We start from the raw sequence: 12,727 nt of genomic DNA, 5'->3' as shown, positions 1-12,727 counted from the left end.
GACGGTGCAGGGGACGACGACTGGGCTCGGCAGCCCCTCAGCGCTCCAGGTCCCGCGGTCCGAAGGACTGCGGCAACAGCCCCTCCAGGGTGGTGACGCCCTCGGCGGTCTGGATGTACATGGTCTCAGCGGAGAACTCAAGCAGCAGCTGGCGGCACCGTCCGCAGGGAGTGATGGCCTCGCCGTCGCCGTTGACACAGGTGAACGCGACGATGCGCCCACCCCCGGTCATCTGCAGCTGCCCGATCATCGTGCATTCGGCGCACAGGGTCAGCCCATAGGAAGCATTCTCCACATTGCACCCGGAGACGATGCTGCCGGTCTCCAGCAGCGCCGCCGCACCCACCGGGTACTTCGAATACGGCACGTAGGCCTTGGTCATCGCGATCCTCGCCTGGGTGCGCAGCGCATCCCAGTCCACCGCCCCGCCGCCCGGGGTCAGCCGCAGGCTGCCGGTGACGTCGAAGTCGTCCGGCACCGCGGCAGGTCCGCCGACCGGGCCGGCAGAACCACCGGCAGCGCCGGGAGGTGAGTCGGAGCCGCTGTGGTGATCATCGTTCATAGGGGTCATCCTACGGGTGCTCGGCCTACGGGTGCTCGTCCTACGGGTGCTGAGCGACGCCGTCCTGGGATCCGGTCTGCAGCAGTCGCAGCGCCGCGGCCACCATGACCTTCGTGCCGGCGACCAGCGCCCGCTCGTCCGGGGCGTAGTCGCCGCGGTGCAGGTCGTAGTCCTCCCCGCCGGGAGTGCGGGTGCCCAGACGGAACATCGCCCCGGGCCGCTCCTGGGTCATCCAGGCGAAGTCCTCCCCACCCATGGACTGCGGGGCGAGCTCCACCGAATCGGCGCCCAGCATGGCCCGCCCGCACTCCTCCAGCAGCATCGTCTCCGCCTCGGCGTTGTTCACCGGCGGCACCCCGCGGATGTGCTCCAGGTCCACGTCGACCCCGAACGGCGCCGCACACTGGGCGATGATCTCTTCCAACAGCTCACCGGCCCCGCGCCAGGCCTCCGCGTCCAGGACCCGCATGGTGCCCACCAGCGTGCCGGTCGACGGGATGGCGTTGTGCGCGCTGCCGGCCTGGATCTGACCCCACACCAGGGACACCGCCGAGCGGACGTCCACCCGGCGGGAGAGCACGCTGGGGGCGGTGCTGGCGATATGGGCCAGTGCCGAGACGACGTCCTCGGTCAGATGCGGCCGGGAGGTGTGCCCGCCGCGGCCGGTGACCTCGATGCGCACCACATCCGCCGCCGAGGTGATGGCGCCGATGCGGGTGCCGATGGTCCCGACGTCGATGCGCGGATCCGAATGCAGCGCGAAGACCCGCGGCACCGGCTCCAGCACCCCACGACGGATCACCTCCAGGGCACCGCCGGGCATGGTCTCCTCAGCCGGCTGGAAGATGATCCGCACCGACCCGCCCAACCCGTCAGGGCACTCCGTGTGCAGCCGCTGCAGGCTCAGCGCCAGCCCCAACATCACCGTGGTGTGGATGTCATGGCCGCAGGAATGGGCGACCCCGGGCTTCTGCGAGGCGTAGTCCAGATCGGTCAGCTCCGTGACCGGCAGCGCGTCGATGTCCCCGCGGAAGCCGGCCACCAGCGGCCCGGCGCCGACGTCGACGAACAGGCCCGTGGTCTCGGGCAGCATCTGCGGCTCCAGCCCGACGTCCCGCAGCCAGGCCGCGACGCGGGTGGTGGTCTCCACCTCCTGCCAGGACAGCTCCGGGTGGCTGTGGATCTCGCGGCGCATGGCGATCAGCCGCTGCTCAAGCTCCTCGACGACGCCGGTCGCGCCCTGACGTGTCGCCCCGGAGGGCACCTGGCTAGAGGACATCGGAGTCTCCCTTCTCGCGCAGCGCCTCCACAGCCTGCTTGACGGACTGGGCGTGATCAGTGGTGGTGACCAGCAAGGCGTCCTCGGTGTCGACGACGACGATCCCCTCCACACCGATCAGGGCCACCACCCGCTGGGTGTCCGAGACGACCACTCCGCTGGACTGGTCCGAGTAGACCCGGGCCTTCTCCCCCAGCACGGTCATCTCATCCTGCTCATGGGCGGGGTTCAGCCGCGCGATGGCGGCGAAGTCGCCGACGTCGTCCCAGGTGAAGTCCCCCGGGATGACGGCCACATCCCCGGCGTCGGCGGCGGGCTCGGCCACCGCATAGTCGATGGCGGTCTTCGGAAGCGACGGCCAGACCCGCTGCATGACCTCGTCCTGGCGCTCAGTGCCCCAGGCCTCGGCGATCTCCACCAGTCCCGCGTGCAGCTGCGGCTCGGCGGCCTGCAGATGCTGCAGCAGCAGGCCCACCGGGGCGACGAACATCCCAGCGTTCCAGAGATAGCCTCCATCGGCCACGTACTGCCGGGCCGTCTGTTCCCCCGGCTTCTCCACGAACTCGGCGACCTGCCGAGCGCTGGGCGCGTGGGCGACGTCGAGGCTGGCTCCCCGGCGGATGTAGCCGAAGGCGGTGGAGGCATGGGTCGGAGTGATGCCGATGGTGACGATCTTCCCGCTGGCCGCCGTGGCGACCGCCTCCCGCACCGCCGCCTGGAAGGCGTCCACCGGGGCGATCACCTGGTCGGCGGCGAAGGAGCCCATGATGATGTCCGGGCTGCGCCGGTGCAGGATCGCCGCAGCCAGTCCGATCGCCGCGGCGGAGTCCTTCGGCGAGGGCTCCAGCACCAGATCCTCCTCATCCACCTCCGGCAGCTGGGCGCGCACCGCCTCACGGTGCTGCTCGCCGGTGATGACGACGACCCGCTCCCCCGTCAGCGGTGCTAGGCGCTCGTAGGTCCCGCGGATCAGCGTGGTCCCCGAGCCGGTGAGGTCATGCAGGAACTTCGGCGCGTTCGCGCGCGAGAGCGGCCACAGCCGGGTGCCCACCCCGCCGGCGGGGATCACCGTGTAGAAGCGCTCGAAACTGACCGGTGCGTCGTCGGGGCCCACAGCGTGCCGGGGGCCTGCGGACCCGGCCAGGGAGGCGTCATGTGCGGAAGTCACCCCACCAGGGTAGACGCGACCGCCGCAGATGACCTGATCGACCCCCGGAGAACCGTCATCCCGACCCGACCGCCGGAGGTCCTCGCCGGGTGCCTCGCGGCGGATGACCTCGCCGGGTGGTGCCGCTGAGGTGGAGCAGATCACGATTCACCCCACCCGGCAGGGACGGTCTACGATGAACGGCGCAACATTGCGTCCAGGAGTGTGCCCCGGCCCGTGTCACAGGCGACGGTGGCTTACCCTGGTACGTAGATCGCACTCGCACCGGCGTCACAGCCGTCCGCTCCGCCAACTGCGATCAGATGCGCACCCAAGGTAAGGGCGAGCGGAACGCCATGCGACGATGCAGGGAGGTTTACACACGTGACGCAAACCAAAGGCACCCTCTACAGGGGCCGAGAAGGCATGTGGTCCTGGGTCGGCCACAGGATCACCGGCGTCGGCATCTTCTTCTTCCTCCTGGTCCACGTGCTCGACACCTCGCTCGTGCGCGTCTCCCCGGAGGCCTACGATGCCGTCATCGGCGCCTATAAGAACCCCGTGATGATCGTCGGCGAGATCGGCCTGGTCGGCGCCATCGTCTTCCACGCCTTCAACGGCCTGCGGATCATCCTGGTGGACTTCTGGAAGAAGGGCACCCGCTACCACAAGCAGATGCTCTGGGGCGTGCTCGCCCTCTGGCTCGTGACCATGGTCGCCTTCAGCATCCGGCATCTGATGCTCTTCCTGGAAGGGTGGAACTGATCGATGACCACCACGAACTCTGAAGCCATCCTTCCCGCGCAGGGCATCGAAGCCCCGCGTTCGGGACGCGTGGACCCCAAGTACCTGCGCAACAGAACCTCCTCCGGAAGCTTCGAGATGGCCGCGTGGGTGTTCATGCGCGTCTCGGGCATCGCCCTGGTGGTGCTGATCTTCGTGCACCTCTGGGTGAACCTGATGGTCGGTGACGGCATCCACCAGGTCGACTTCGGCTTCGTCGCCGGCAAGTGGGCCAACCCGGTCTGGCAGTTCTGGGACCTGACGATGCTCTGGCTGGCCATGCTGCACGGCACCAACGGCATGCGCACCATCATCAACGACTACGCCGAGAAGGACTCGACCCGCCTGTGGCTGAAGTCGATCCTCTACGTCGGGAGCGCGGTGATCATCATCCTGGGCACCCTGGTGATCTTCACCTTCGAGCCCTGCCTGCTGGACAACACCACCGGCGAGCCGCTGCCGCGGGCCGTCTGCCCGAGCTGACCCGCCCGCGAGACGTGCGCCCCTCCCCGCCGTCGTGCCCGCCGGGCCACACAGCCCGGCACGACGACGGCGGGGAGCGTGGGCCCCTCCGAGACGCTTCCACCACTTCGACCGAAGAGAGACACCCAAGCTGATGCAGGTTCACAAGTACGACGTCGTGATCGTCGGCGCCGGCGGCGCGGGGATGCGCGCCGCCATCGAATCCGGCCAGCGTGCCCACACTGCTGTGCTGACCAAGCTCTACCCCACCCGCTCCCACACCGGCGCCGCCCAGGGCGGCATGTGTGCCGCGCTGGCGAACGTGGAGGAGGACAACTGGGAGTGGCACACCTTCGACACCGTCAAGGGCGGTGACTACCTGGTCGACCAGGACGCGGCCGAGGTGATGGCCAAGGAGGCCATCGATGCCGTCCTCGACCTGGAGAAGATGGGCCTGCCCTTCAACCGCACCCCCGAGGGCAAGATCGACCAGCGTCGCTTCGGCGGCCACACCCGCGACCACGGCAAGGCCGCAGTGCGCCGCGCCTGCTACGCCGCGGACCGCACCGGCCACATGATCCTGCAGACGCTCTACCAGAACTGCGTCAAGCACAATGTGGAGTTCCATAACGAGTACTACGTGCTGGACCTGCTCACTGTGGAGGAGGAGGCCACCCGCGAGGACGGCACCACCTACATGCAGAAGCGCGTCGCCGGCGTCGTCTCCTACGACCTCGCCAACGGTGAGGTCCACGTCTTCCAGGCCAAGTCCGTGGTCTTCGCCACCGGCGGGCTGGGCAAGATCTTCAAGACCACCTCCAACGCACACACGCTGACCGGCGACGGCATGGCCATCGCCTACCGTGCGGGCATCCCGCTGGAGGACATGGAGTTCGTGCAGTTCCACCCGACCGGACTGGCCGGGCTGGGCATCCTGCTCTCCGAGGCGGCCCGCGGCGAGGGTGGCATCCTCCGCAACTCCGAGGGTGAGCGCTTCATGGAGCGCTACGCACCCACCATCAAGGACCTGGCCCCGCGTGACATCGTCGCCCGGTCCATGGCCAACGAGGTCCGCGAGGGCCGCGGCTGCGGTCCGAACAAGGACTACGTGCTGCTGGACCTGACCCACCTGGAGCCGGAACACATCGACGCCAAGCTGCCGGACATCACCGAGTTCGCCCGCACCTACCTGGGTGTGGAGCCCTACACGGAGCCCGTGCCGGTCTTCCCAACCTGCCACTACGCGATGGGCGGCGTGCCGACCACCGTCACCTCCGAGGTGCTGCAGGACAACGACACCACCGTCCCCGGCCTCTACGCCGCCGGTGAGGTCGCCTGCGTCTCGGTGCACGGCTCGAACCGCCTGGGCACCAACTCCCTGCTCGACATCAACGTCTTCGGCAAGCGCGCCGGCATCGCCGCCGCCGAGTACGCCCAGGACGCCGACTTCGTGGAGCTGCCGGAGAATCCGACCGCCCGCACCGAGGAGATGCTGGCCACCGTCCGCGACGGCAACGGCGGCGAGCGGGTGGCCACGATCCGCGCGGAGCTCCAGGAGACCATGGACGCCAACATGCAGGTGTTCCGCTCCGAGGAGACCATCAAGGAGGCCCTGCAGGTCATCGCGAACCTGCGCGAGCGCTACCAGCAAGTGCAGATCCAGGACAAGGGACGCCGCTTCAACCTCGACCTGCTCGAGGCCGTGGAGCTCGGCTTCCTGCTGGACATGGCCGAGGTCATGACCGTCGCCGCGCTGCACCGCCAGGAGTCTCGTGGCGGTCACTACCGGGAGGACTTCCCGGACCGTGACGACGAGAACTTCATGCTGCACTCGATGCTCTACCAGGACCCCGAGGCCGAGACCGAGGGAACCCAGGGCATCCGCTTCGAGACCAAGCCGGTCGTCTTCACCCGCTACGAGCCGATGGAGCGTAAGTACTGATGAGCACCCCCACCCAAGACGTCGAGCCCGCCTCGAAGGTCGACCTCGCGCAGAGCACCGGTGGAGGCGGGGAGATCCCCAGCTTCGACATCACGCTGAAGGTGCGCCGCTACGATCCGGAGTTCTCCGACGAGGCTCGCTGGGACGAGTGGACGCTGACCATGTACGGCACCGACCGTGTGCTCGACGCGCTGCACAAGGTCAAGTGGGACATCGACGGGTCGCTGACGTTCCGTCGGTCCTGCGCCCACGGCATCTGCGGCTCCGATGCCATGCGCATCAACGGCCGCAACCGTCTGGCCTGCAAGACCCTGCTGAAGGACCTCGACACCTCCAAGCCGATCACGGTGGAGCCGATCAAGGGCCTTCCGGTGGAGAAGGACCTGATCGTGGACATGGAGCCGTTCTTCCAGTCCTACCGGGAGATCATGCCCTTCCTGGTCAACAACTCCCCCGCTCCGTCGGCCGAGCGGCTGCAGTCCCCGGAGGACCGTGAGCGCTTCGACGACACCACCAAGTGCATCCTCTGCGCAGCCTGCACCTCCTCCTGTCCGGTGTTCTGGACCGACGGCCAGTACTTCGGCCCCGCGGCGATCGTGAACGCCCATCGCTTCATCTTCGACTCGCGCGACGACGCCGGCGATATGCGCCTGGAGGTCCTCAACGACAAGGAGGGTGTGTGGCGCTGCCGCACCACCTTCAACTGCTCGGACGCCTGCCCACGCGGGATCGAGGTCACCAAGGCCATCCAGGAGGTCAAGACCGCCATCCTGACCCGGTCGCTGTGACCCGCTGACCCGTTCGGGCAGACACAGGAGGGGCCCGCCGCATGATGCGGCGGGCCCCTCCTGTGCAGTGAGCCCCCCTCCCCCGCGAAGATCGTCTCTCTATGAGGAATCGTGTCCGAATCTACGGACGATCTCTCATCGAGAGACGATCTTCTGCCAGGTATCCGGCCGAGGGCTGCGGGAGGGCTGTGGATAGGCTGTGGATAACGCCTACGGCGCGGGGTCCAGATGCGGCAGAGTGCTCCCATGGAGAGTCCCCCACGGACCCGGATCCCCCTAGCACGTCGCCCAGCCCACCCCTGACGGCCTGCATACCGGCGCTCGGCTCAGCAACGAGGTGAGCACGGGCCACAGGCTCAGGCTTCGACGGGGCGTCTACGTCCCCGCACAGCAATGGCTCGACGCCGCCCCGTGGGAGAGACCACTGCTGATGATCGCCGCCACGGCCCTGGCCGACCCTGATGCCGTCTTCTGCCGGACGAGCGCGCTGCTGCTCCATGGCATCCCGCTGCTGCTCCATGGCATCCCGCTGCTGCGCCCGGCTCGACGGGTGCACGTCCGGACGCTGCGCAGGAGCTCGGTCCGCATCACCCCGCAGACGTCGATGACGGGACGGCTCTCCGCCATCGACGTGCTGGCGACGCACGGCCGCCCTCCGTCCCAGGCAGCGATCCTGGAAGGCCTGCCCACTCAACGCCATGAGCCGATCATTCCTCCCGGCCAGCATCGCTCGGCACTGCGCGCCCACGCCCGGCAGGACAGTCGGCTCGCCGAGGAGCTGCTCCTCCCGCAGCAGGTCCTCCCGGCCTCGGCGCTGGGGATCTGCCTGGGCCCTGCCGCGGGGTACCGGACCGAGCCTCTGGAGCTGGCCGCGGTGGACACCGTGACTCGGTTGCCCGCCGCGGACGCCGTCGTCATCCTCGATGCCGTGCTCGCCCGGCTCATGGACCAAGGATCAGAGGACGAGGCGGCGCGACGTCGTCTCCTCGCCTGGCAAGGCCATATCAGCTCGCGACGCCGGCGCGGAGTCCTGGAGAACCGACTCGCGTTCGCCGACCCGCGCGCCGAATCCCCGGGAGAGTCCTGGTCCCGTGTGCGGATCCACGAACTGGGATTCGTCACTCCGCAGCTGCAGACCCGGGTCAGGCTGGAGACCGGCCATGCTCGTCTGGACTTCGAATGGCGCGACGCCGTCGTCGTCGGAGAGTTCGATGGCCGGCTCAAGGACCTCATCCCGCAGGATCAGACGGGCCGAAGCGCCTCCCAGGCCGTCTACGAGGAGAAGATCCGCGAGGACGCGATCCGCAGGACCGGCCGCACCGTGGTGCGCTGGGGATGGGAGGAGCTGCGCAGCCCTGCCGCACTCGGCACGCGATTGAGCGCCGCGGACGTCCCGCGGCTCAGGTCCTCGAGGAGCGGTCAGCGGCGACGACGGCGCCCCAGGCGGCCGCCAGCAGGTACACCAGGCTGAACAGATAGAAGTAGAAGAAGAGCCCCAGCACCGTGGCGAAGGGCAGCAGCACCTCGTTGGTGGTTGCATTCGAGATCAGCTGCGTGGAGAGCTGACGCAGCAGCGAGGACCCGATCCCCGCGATGATCGCCGCCTGCCACAGCGCCGAGACGGGGATGACGATCCGTGAGGCCACCCGCATCAGCAGGATCGCCACCAGCACATCCAGGACGAAGGACACCGCGATCGTCGTCAGACGCGTGAGCGGACCGTCGATGGCCTCCCATCCGAGGACGCCCAACGTGGCGTCCAGGAAGACCGTGGTCAGCAGGTTCGCCGCCGTGGTGGTCGCCAGCACCGCCCCGAGGATCAGCATGATCAGGAAGTCCCGAGACTTCACCACCCAGATGTACTCCGCCATCAGCGGGCGGTCGAAGATGCTGCGGATCCCCGAGCGCAACCCATGGATCCAGCTCAACGAAGCCACCACCGTCACGGTCAGCGAGACCACCAGCGCGGCGTTGAACCCGGCGGTGTCGAAGAGCCGATCGGGACTGGCCAGGCCGCCCTCGCCGGTGTCGATCACCCCCGGCACGGCGGTCTCCACCGCCTCCACGATGAAGGCCTGCATCTCCTCGTCTCCGCCGACGACCAGTCCCGCCACGGAGAACACCGCGACCAGCATCGCGGCCACGGAGAAGAACATCATGTAGGCCGCACCGGCGGCCATCACCGTGCCGTAGTGGAAGAAGAACAGGTTGATCGCCCGGACCAGCCGGAATCGGGCCCACCGCGCCAGCCCCCACTCCAGCAGGGTCATCCCCACCGTCACCGGGCCCTGGCCCTCACGGCGGGCCCGGCCGAAGGCCATCCGAGCGCGCAGCTCCTGCTGCTTCAGCACCGCCGCATCGATGGGATCCGGACGAGCGCGGACCTCGGCGCTGTCATCGATCTTCTCGATCCGGGCGCGGGCCGACTGCACCAGCGCGTTGTGACCGGAGCTCCGAGGACGCAGCCGCGAGGGGTTGTGGGTCACGGGCGGCTCACCTCCGGTCTCGGCATCGTGGGGTCTGGTTCAGGACCGCGCTGCGGGTAGGAATCCGACCTTCTCGTAGACGTCGGCGAGCACCGGGGCCGCGATGGAACGGGCCTTCTGCGCCCCCCGAGCCAGCAGGGCGTCCAGCTCCGCCGGGTCCTCCAGCAGCTCCAGGGCGCGATCCCGGATCGGGCCGAGCCGCTCCACCACGGCATCGGCCAGGTCGACCTTCAGGTGGCCGTACATCATGCCCTGGTACTCCTCGACCAGCGTGTCGATGCCCTTGCCGGAGACAGCCGAATAGATGCTCAGCAGGTTGGAGACCCCAGGCTTGGTCTCGCGGTCGAAGCGGATCTCGGTGCCGTCATCAGTGACCGCGGATTTGATCTTCTTGGCGAGCTTCTTGTCGGTGTCCAGGATGTTCAGCAGTCCGTTCGGCGAGGACGCGGACTTGCTCATCTTGGTGGTCGGGTCCTGCAGATCGTAGATCCGCGCCCCGACCTCGGGGATGAAGGGCTCGGGCACCCGGAAGGTCTCCCCGAAGCGGTGGTTGAACCGCTGGGCCAGGTTCCGCGCCAGCTCCACGTGCTGTTTCTGGTCGTCCCCCACCGGCACGCCGTCGGGCTGGTAGAGCAGGATGTCGGCGGCCATGAGCATCGGGTAGGTCAGCAGCCCCACTCCGGCGGAGTCCGCTCCCTGCTTGGCGGATTTGTCCTTGAACTGGGTCATCCGCGAAGCCTCGCCCATCCCGGTGATACAGGTCAGGATCCAGGACAGCTGCACGTGCTCGGGCACATGGGACTGCACGAACAGGGTGGAGCGCTCCACATCGATGCCGCCGGCCAGGAACTGGGCGGCGGTGACGCGAGTGCGGTGCCGCAGCTCGGCCGGGTCATGCGGGACGGTGATGCCGTGCAGGTCCGGGATGAAGAAGAAGGCGTCGTACTTCTCCTGCATGGTCACCCAGTTGAGCAGCGCGCCCACGTAGTTCCCCAGGTGCAGGGAATCTCCCGAGGGCTGCATCCCGGAGAGCACCCGGTGCTCGTCTGAGATGCCCACCAGCTGCCCACTGTCCTCGGCCATGTTCTCCCTCATCGCTCGCGCCGGATCAGCTCCAGCGTGGTCTCGTCTGTGTGCCCCGCCAGATTACCAGCGCGTCGAGTGCCGCGCGGCCGGACTGCCCGGTCAGGAGACCGGCACGGTCTCACCCCGCCCGACGGAGCGCCCTCAGTCCACCAGTGCGTCCCGAACCGTCGGGAACCAGACCGACTCCGGGTCGATGAGGTCGAAGTGACCGGCACCGTCCAGCTCGGTCAGCGGCAGCGGGACATCCCGGGAGAACTCGACGTCGACAGTGGCGTCGGCGGTGCCGTGCAGGATCTGCACCTCACACCCGGGGGACAGCAGCCCGACCCGCGAGCGCGGATCCTCCCACCGGTAGGCCTCCGGGGCCTGGGCCGGGTCGGTGTCCATGTAGTCGCGCACCGCACCGTCGGCGAGCCCCAGCCGCGCCTCGCGGACCAGGTCGGTGATCGGCGCCAGCGCCCGGACCCTGGCCTGCGGCAGGTCAGCGCCCCGGTGGCTGGCCCAGGTCAGGGCCAGGCAGCCTCCGGCGGAGTGCCCGGCGATCACCGGGGCCTCGTCCAGGCCCGGGCGCAGCCCCCACCCCGGCCAGTGGTCCACACAGTGGGCGACGGCGTCCATGATGTCCTGCAGGGTGCGGGGATGCCCGCCTCCTCCCCCGGTGCGTCGATACTCCACCAGCGCGACGGCGGCGCCCGCCTCGGCGAGCGCGACGGCCAGCGGACGGGCATGGGTGAGATCGATGCTGTGCCGGAAGTAGCCGCCATGGATCAGGATGACCGCCCGCCGAGCCGTCTCTGCCTCGCCGAAGAGCTCCAGGTGCTGCTCCGGATGCTCCCCGTAGGCGATGCGCTCACCGGGTGCGGCCTCACGTGCCAGCAGCGTCTCCTCCTGCTGACGCTCACGCTCCTCGTGCGGGTGGGTCATCGGGGCCCACCCAGGAGGTCCTCGAGGACGTGCCGGATGGCCTCCACGCCGAGGAGCACCTCGGTGAAGCTCGTCGACAGCGGCGACAGGCCCAGCCGCAGGCCGTGCGGCGGACGGAAGTCAGGGATCACGCCTTGTTCCCAAAGCCGGGGCAGCGCGTCGGCGAAGGCCTCGTGGTCCACGGTGATGTGCGATCCGCGCTGCGACGGGTCCCGCGGCGAGGAGTACCGCACCCCCTTCGGCAACAGCAGTGCGTCCACCAGTTCGGTGGCGAATCCGGTCAGCGCGACGGACTTCTCCCGGATGGCCGGCATGCCGGCCTGCTCGATGAGGTCCAGCATCGAGTCCATGGCGATCATGCCGGTCACCGGCGGGGTCCCGCTGATGAATCGGCGGATCCCCGGATGCGGCTGGTAGGCAGGTCCCATCGCGAAGGGGTCGGCCGCCCCCATCCAACCCTGCACCGGCTGACGCAGGGCCTCCTGATGCCGGTGGGCCACATAGCCGAAGGCCGGCGCCCCGGGGCCGGCATTGAGGTACTTATAGGTGCACCCCACCGCCAGGTCCACGGCGCAGGCGTCGAGGGAGAGCTCCACCGCACCCACCGAATGGCACAGGTCCCAGAGCACCAGAGCGCCATGGCGGTGCGCCGCCGCGGTGATGCCGGGAAGGTCCACCAGGTGGCCGGAGCGGTATTCCACGTGGCTGAGCACCACCAGGGCGGTGCGTTCGCTCAGCAGCGCGACGACGTCGTCGAGCCCGACGCCGTCGATCGGGTCCGCCGAGATCCAGCGCAGGGTCATGCCCCGCTCGGCGGCGATGCCCTCCAGAACGTAGCGGTCGGTGGGGAAGTTCCCGGCGTCGAGGATGATCTCGTCTCGATCGGGCTGGGCGGTGAGCGCCGCGCGGATCAGCTTGTAGAGGATGACAGTGGTGGAGTCCCCGACGAAGGTCTGCCCCGATGCGGCGCCGAGGGTCAGTGCGGCGATGCGGTCACCGAGGCGCAGCGGCAGCTCGAACCAGGACTCGTCCCAGCCGCGGATGAGCCGGGCGCCCCATTCCTCCGCGGCGAAGCTGCCCAGCCGTTCAGCGGCGGCACGGGTCGGCCGGCCCAGGGAGTTGCCGTCCAGGTAGGAGCGCACCTCCTCGGGCAGGAGGAACTCCTCACGGAGCGGCGCCAGCGGGTCCTGGGCGTCCAGGGCGGCGGCACGGGCAGCGGCACGGGCAGCGGCACGGGAGGCGACGGCGTTCGTCGGTGGGGTGGTCAC

12 protein-coding genes are annotated in these 12,727 nt (G+C 69.0%); 5 read left to right on the top strand and 7 right to left on the bottom strand.

Annotated features, from left to right (window positions below; translation table 11 throughout):
• Positions 1-37 precede the first annotated feature (37 nt).
• Genes ACYVKI_RS11275 through ACYVKI_RS11265 form a run of 3 tightly spaced genes read right to left on the bottom strand, consistent with a single transcriptional unit; the run spans position 38 to position 2,955 of the window.
• A complete protein-coding gene (locus ACYVKI_RS11275) occupies positions 38-562 on the bottom strand; it encodes a cytidine deaminase (RefSeq protein ID WP_460690440.1) in 525 nt (174 codons plus the stop codon).
• Between the two features lie 40 nt (positions 563-602).
• The gene (locus ACYVKI_RS11270) at positions 603-1,841 is read right to left on the bottom strand and encodes an amidohydrolase (protein ID WP_460690439.1); all 1,239 of its coding nucleotides are present in this window, start codon (positions 1,839-1,841) and stop codon (positions 603-605) included.
• Positions 1,831-2,955, bottom strand: a complete 1,125-nt coding sequence (locus ACYVKI_RS11265) for a mannose-1-phosphate guanylyltransferase (RefSeq protein ID WP_460690532.1) — start codon at positions 2,953-2,955, stop codon at positions 1,831-1,833. The genes ACYVKI_RS11270 and ACYVKI_RS11265 overlap by 11 nt, the downstream gene beginning before the upstream one ends.
• 417 nt (positions 2,956-3,372) lie before the next feature.
• On the opposite strand from ACYVKI_RS11265, the gene sdhC reads away from it, so the two are divergent.
• The 5 genes from sdhC (at position 3,373) to ACYVKI_RS11240 (ending at position 8,434) form a co-directional block, all read left to right on the top strand.
• The gene (sdhC, locus tag ACYVKI_RS11260; RefSeq protein WP_460690438.1) at positions 3,373-3,753 is read left to right on the top strand and encodes a succinate dehydrogenase, cytochrome b556 subunit; all 381 of its coding nucleotides are present in this window, start codon (positions 3,373-3,375) and stop codon (positions 3,751-3,753) included.
• 3 nt (positions 3,754-3,756) lie between these two features.
• On the top strand, positions 3,757-4,254 hold the full coding sequence (locus ACYVKI_RS11255; protein ID WP_460690437.1) for a succinate dehydrogenase hydrophobic membrane anchor subunit: 498 nt from the start codon (positions 3,757-3,759) through the stop codon (positions 4,252-4,254).
• 133 nt (positions 4,255-4,387) lie between these two features.
• Positions 4,388-6,175, top strand: a complete 1,788-nt coding sequence (gene sdhA / locus ACYVKI_RS11250) for a succinate dehydrogenase flavoprotein subunit (protein ID WP_460690436.1) — start codon at positions 4,388-4,390, stop codon at positions 6,173-6,175.
• On the top strand, positions 6,175-6,963 hold the full coding sequence (locus ACYVKI_RS11245) for a succinate dehydrogenase iron-sulfur subunit (RefSeq protein WP_460690435.1): 789 nt from the start codon (positions 6,175-6,177) through the stop codon (positions 6,961-6,963). The genes sdhA and ACYVKI_RS11245 overlap by 1 nt, the downstream gene beginning before the upstream one ends.
• Before the next feature lie 430 nt (positions 6,964-7,393).
• Positions 7,394-8,434, top strand: coding sequence for a hypothetical protein (locus ACYVKI_RS11240; protein ID WP_460690434.1), 1,041 nt, complete (start codon positions 7,394-7,396; stop codon positions 8,432-8,434).
• Here ACYVKI_RS11240 and ACYVKI_RS11235 read toward each other — a convergent pair.
• The 4 genes from ACYVKI_RS11235 to kynU all read right to left on the bottom strand — a co-directional run bounded on the left by ACYVKI_RS11235 (position 8,364) and on the right by kynU (position 12,727).
• Positions 8,364-9,449 (bottom strand): YihY/virulence factor BrkB family protein, encoded by a 1,086-nt coding sequence (locus ACYVKI_RS11235; protein WP_460690433.1) that lies wholly within the window; start codon positions 9,447-9,449, stop codon positions 8,364-8,366. The genes ACYVKI_RS11240 and ACYVKI_RS11235 overlap by 71 nt on opposite strands.
• 39 nt (positions 9,450-9,488) lie before the next feature.
• Positions 9,489-10,532 (bottom strand): tryptophan--tRNA ligase, encoded by a 1,044-nt coding sequence (trpS, locus tag ACYVKI_RS11230; RefSeq protein WP_460690432.1) that lies wholly within the window; start codon positions 10,530-10,532, stop codon positions 9,489-9,491.
• A 144-nt stretch (positions 10,533-10,676) separates the two neighbouring features.
• Entirely contained in the window at positions 10,677-11,459 is a 783-nt protein-coding gene (locus ACYVKI_RS11225; RefSeq protein ID WP_460690431.1) for an alpha/beta hydrolase fold domain-containing protein, read from the bottom strand.
• Positions 11,456-12,727 (bottom strand): kynureninase, encoded by a 1,272-nt coding sequence (gene kynU / locus ACYVKI_RS11220; RefSeq protein WP_460690430.1) that lies wholly within the window; start codon positions 12,725-12,727, stop codon positions 11,456-11,458. The genes ACYVKI_RS11225 and kynU overlap by 4 nt, the downstream gene beginning before the upstream one ends.

The organism is Nesterenkonia suensis (assembly GCF_054782935.1).
This window is presented reverse-complemented; position numbering and strand designations above follow the sequence as displayed.

Coding starts and splice junctions, on each gene's coding strand:
- ACYVKI_RS11270 (WP_460690439.1), bottom strand. CDS start 1,841: ATGTCCTCTAGCCAGGTGCCCTCCGGGGCGACACGTCAGGGCGCGACC.
- ACYVKI_RS11240 (WP_460690434.1), top strand. CDS start 7,394: ATGATCGCCGCCACGGCCCTGGCCGACCCTGATGCCGTCTTCTGCCGG.
- ACYVKI_RS11225 (WP_460690431.1), bottom strand. CDS start 11,459: ATGACCCACCCGCACGAGGAGCGTGAGCGTCAGCAGGAGGAGACGCTG.
- trpS (WP_460690432.1), bottom strand. CDS start 10,532: ATGGCCGAGGACAGTGGGCAGCTGGTGGGCATCTCAGACGAGCACCGG.
- sdhA (WP_460690436.1), top strand. CDS start 4,388: ATGCAGGTTCACAAGTACGACGTCGTGATCGTCGGCGCCGGCGGCGCG.
- ACYVKI_RS11275 (WP_460690440.1), bottom strand. CDS start 562: ATGAACGATGATCACCACAGCGGCTCCGACTCACCTCCCGGCGCTGCC.
- ACYVKI_RS11255 (WP_460690437.1), top strand. CDS start 3,757: ATGACCACCACGAACTCTGAAGCCATCCTTCCCGCGCAGGGCATCGAA.
- ACYVKI_RS11245 (WP_460690435.1), top strand. CDS start 6,175: ATGAGCACCCCCACCCAAGACGTCGAGCCCGCCTCGAAGGTCGACCTC.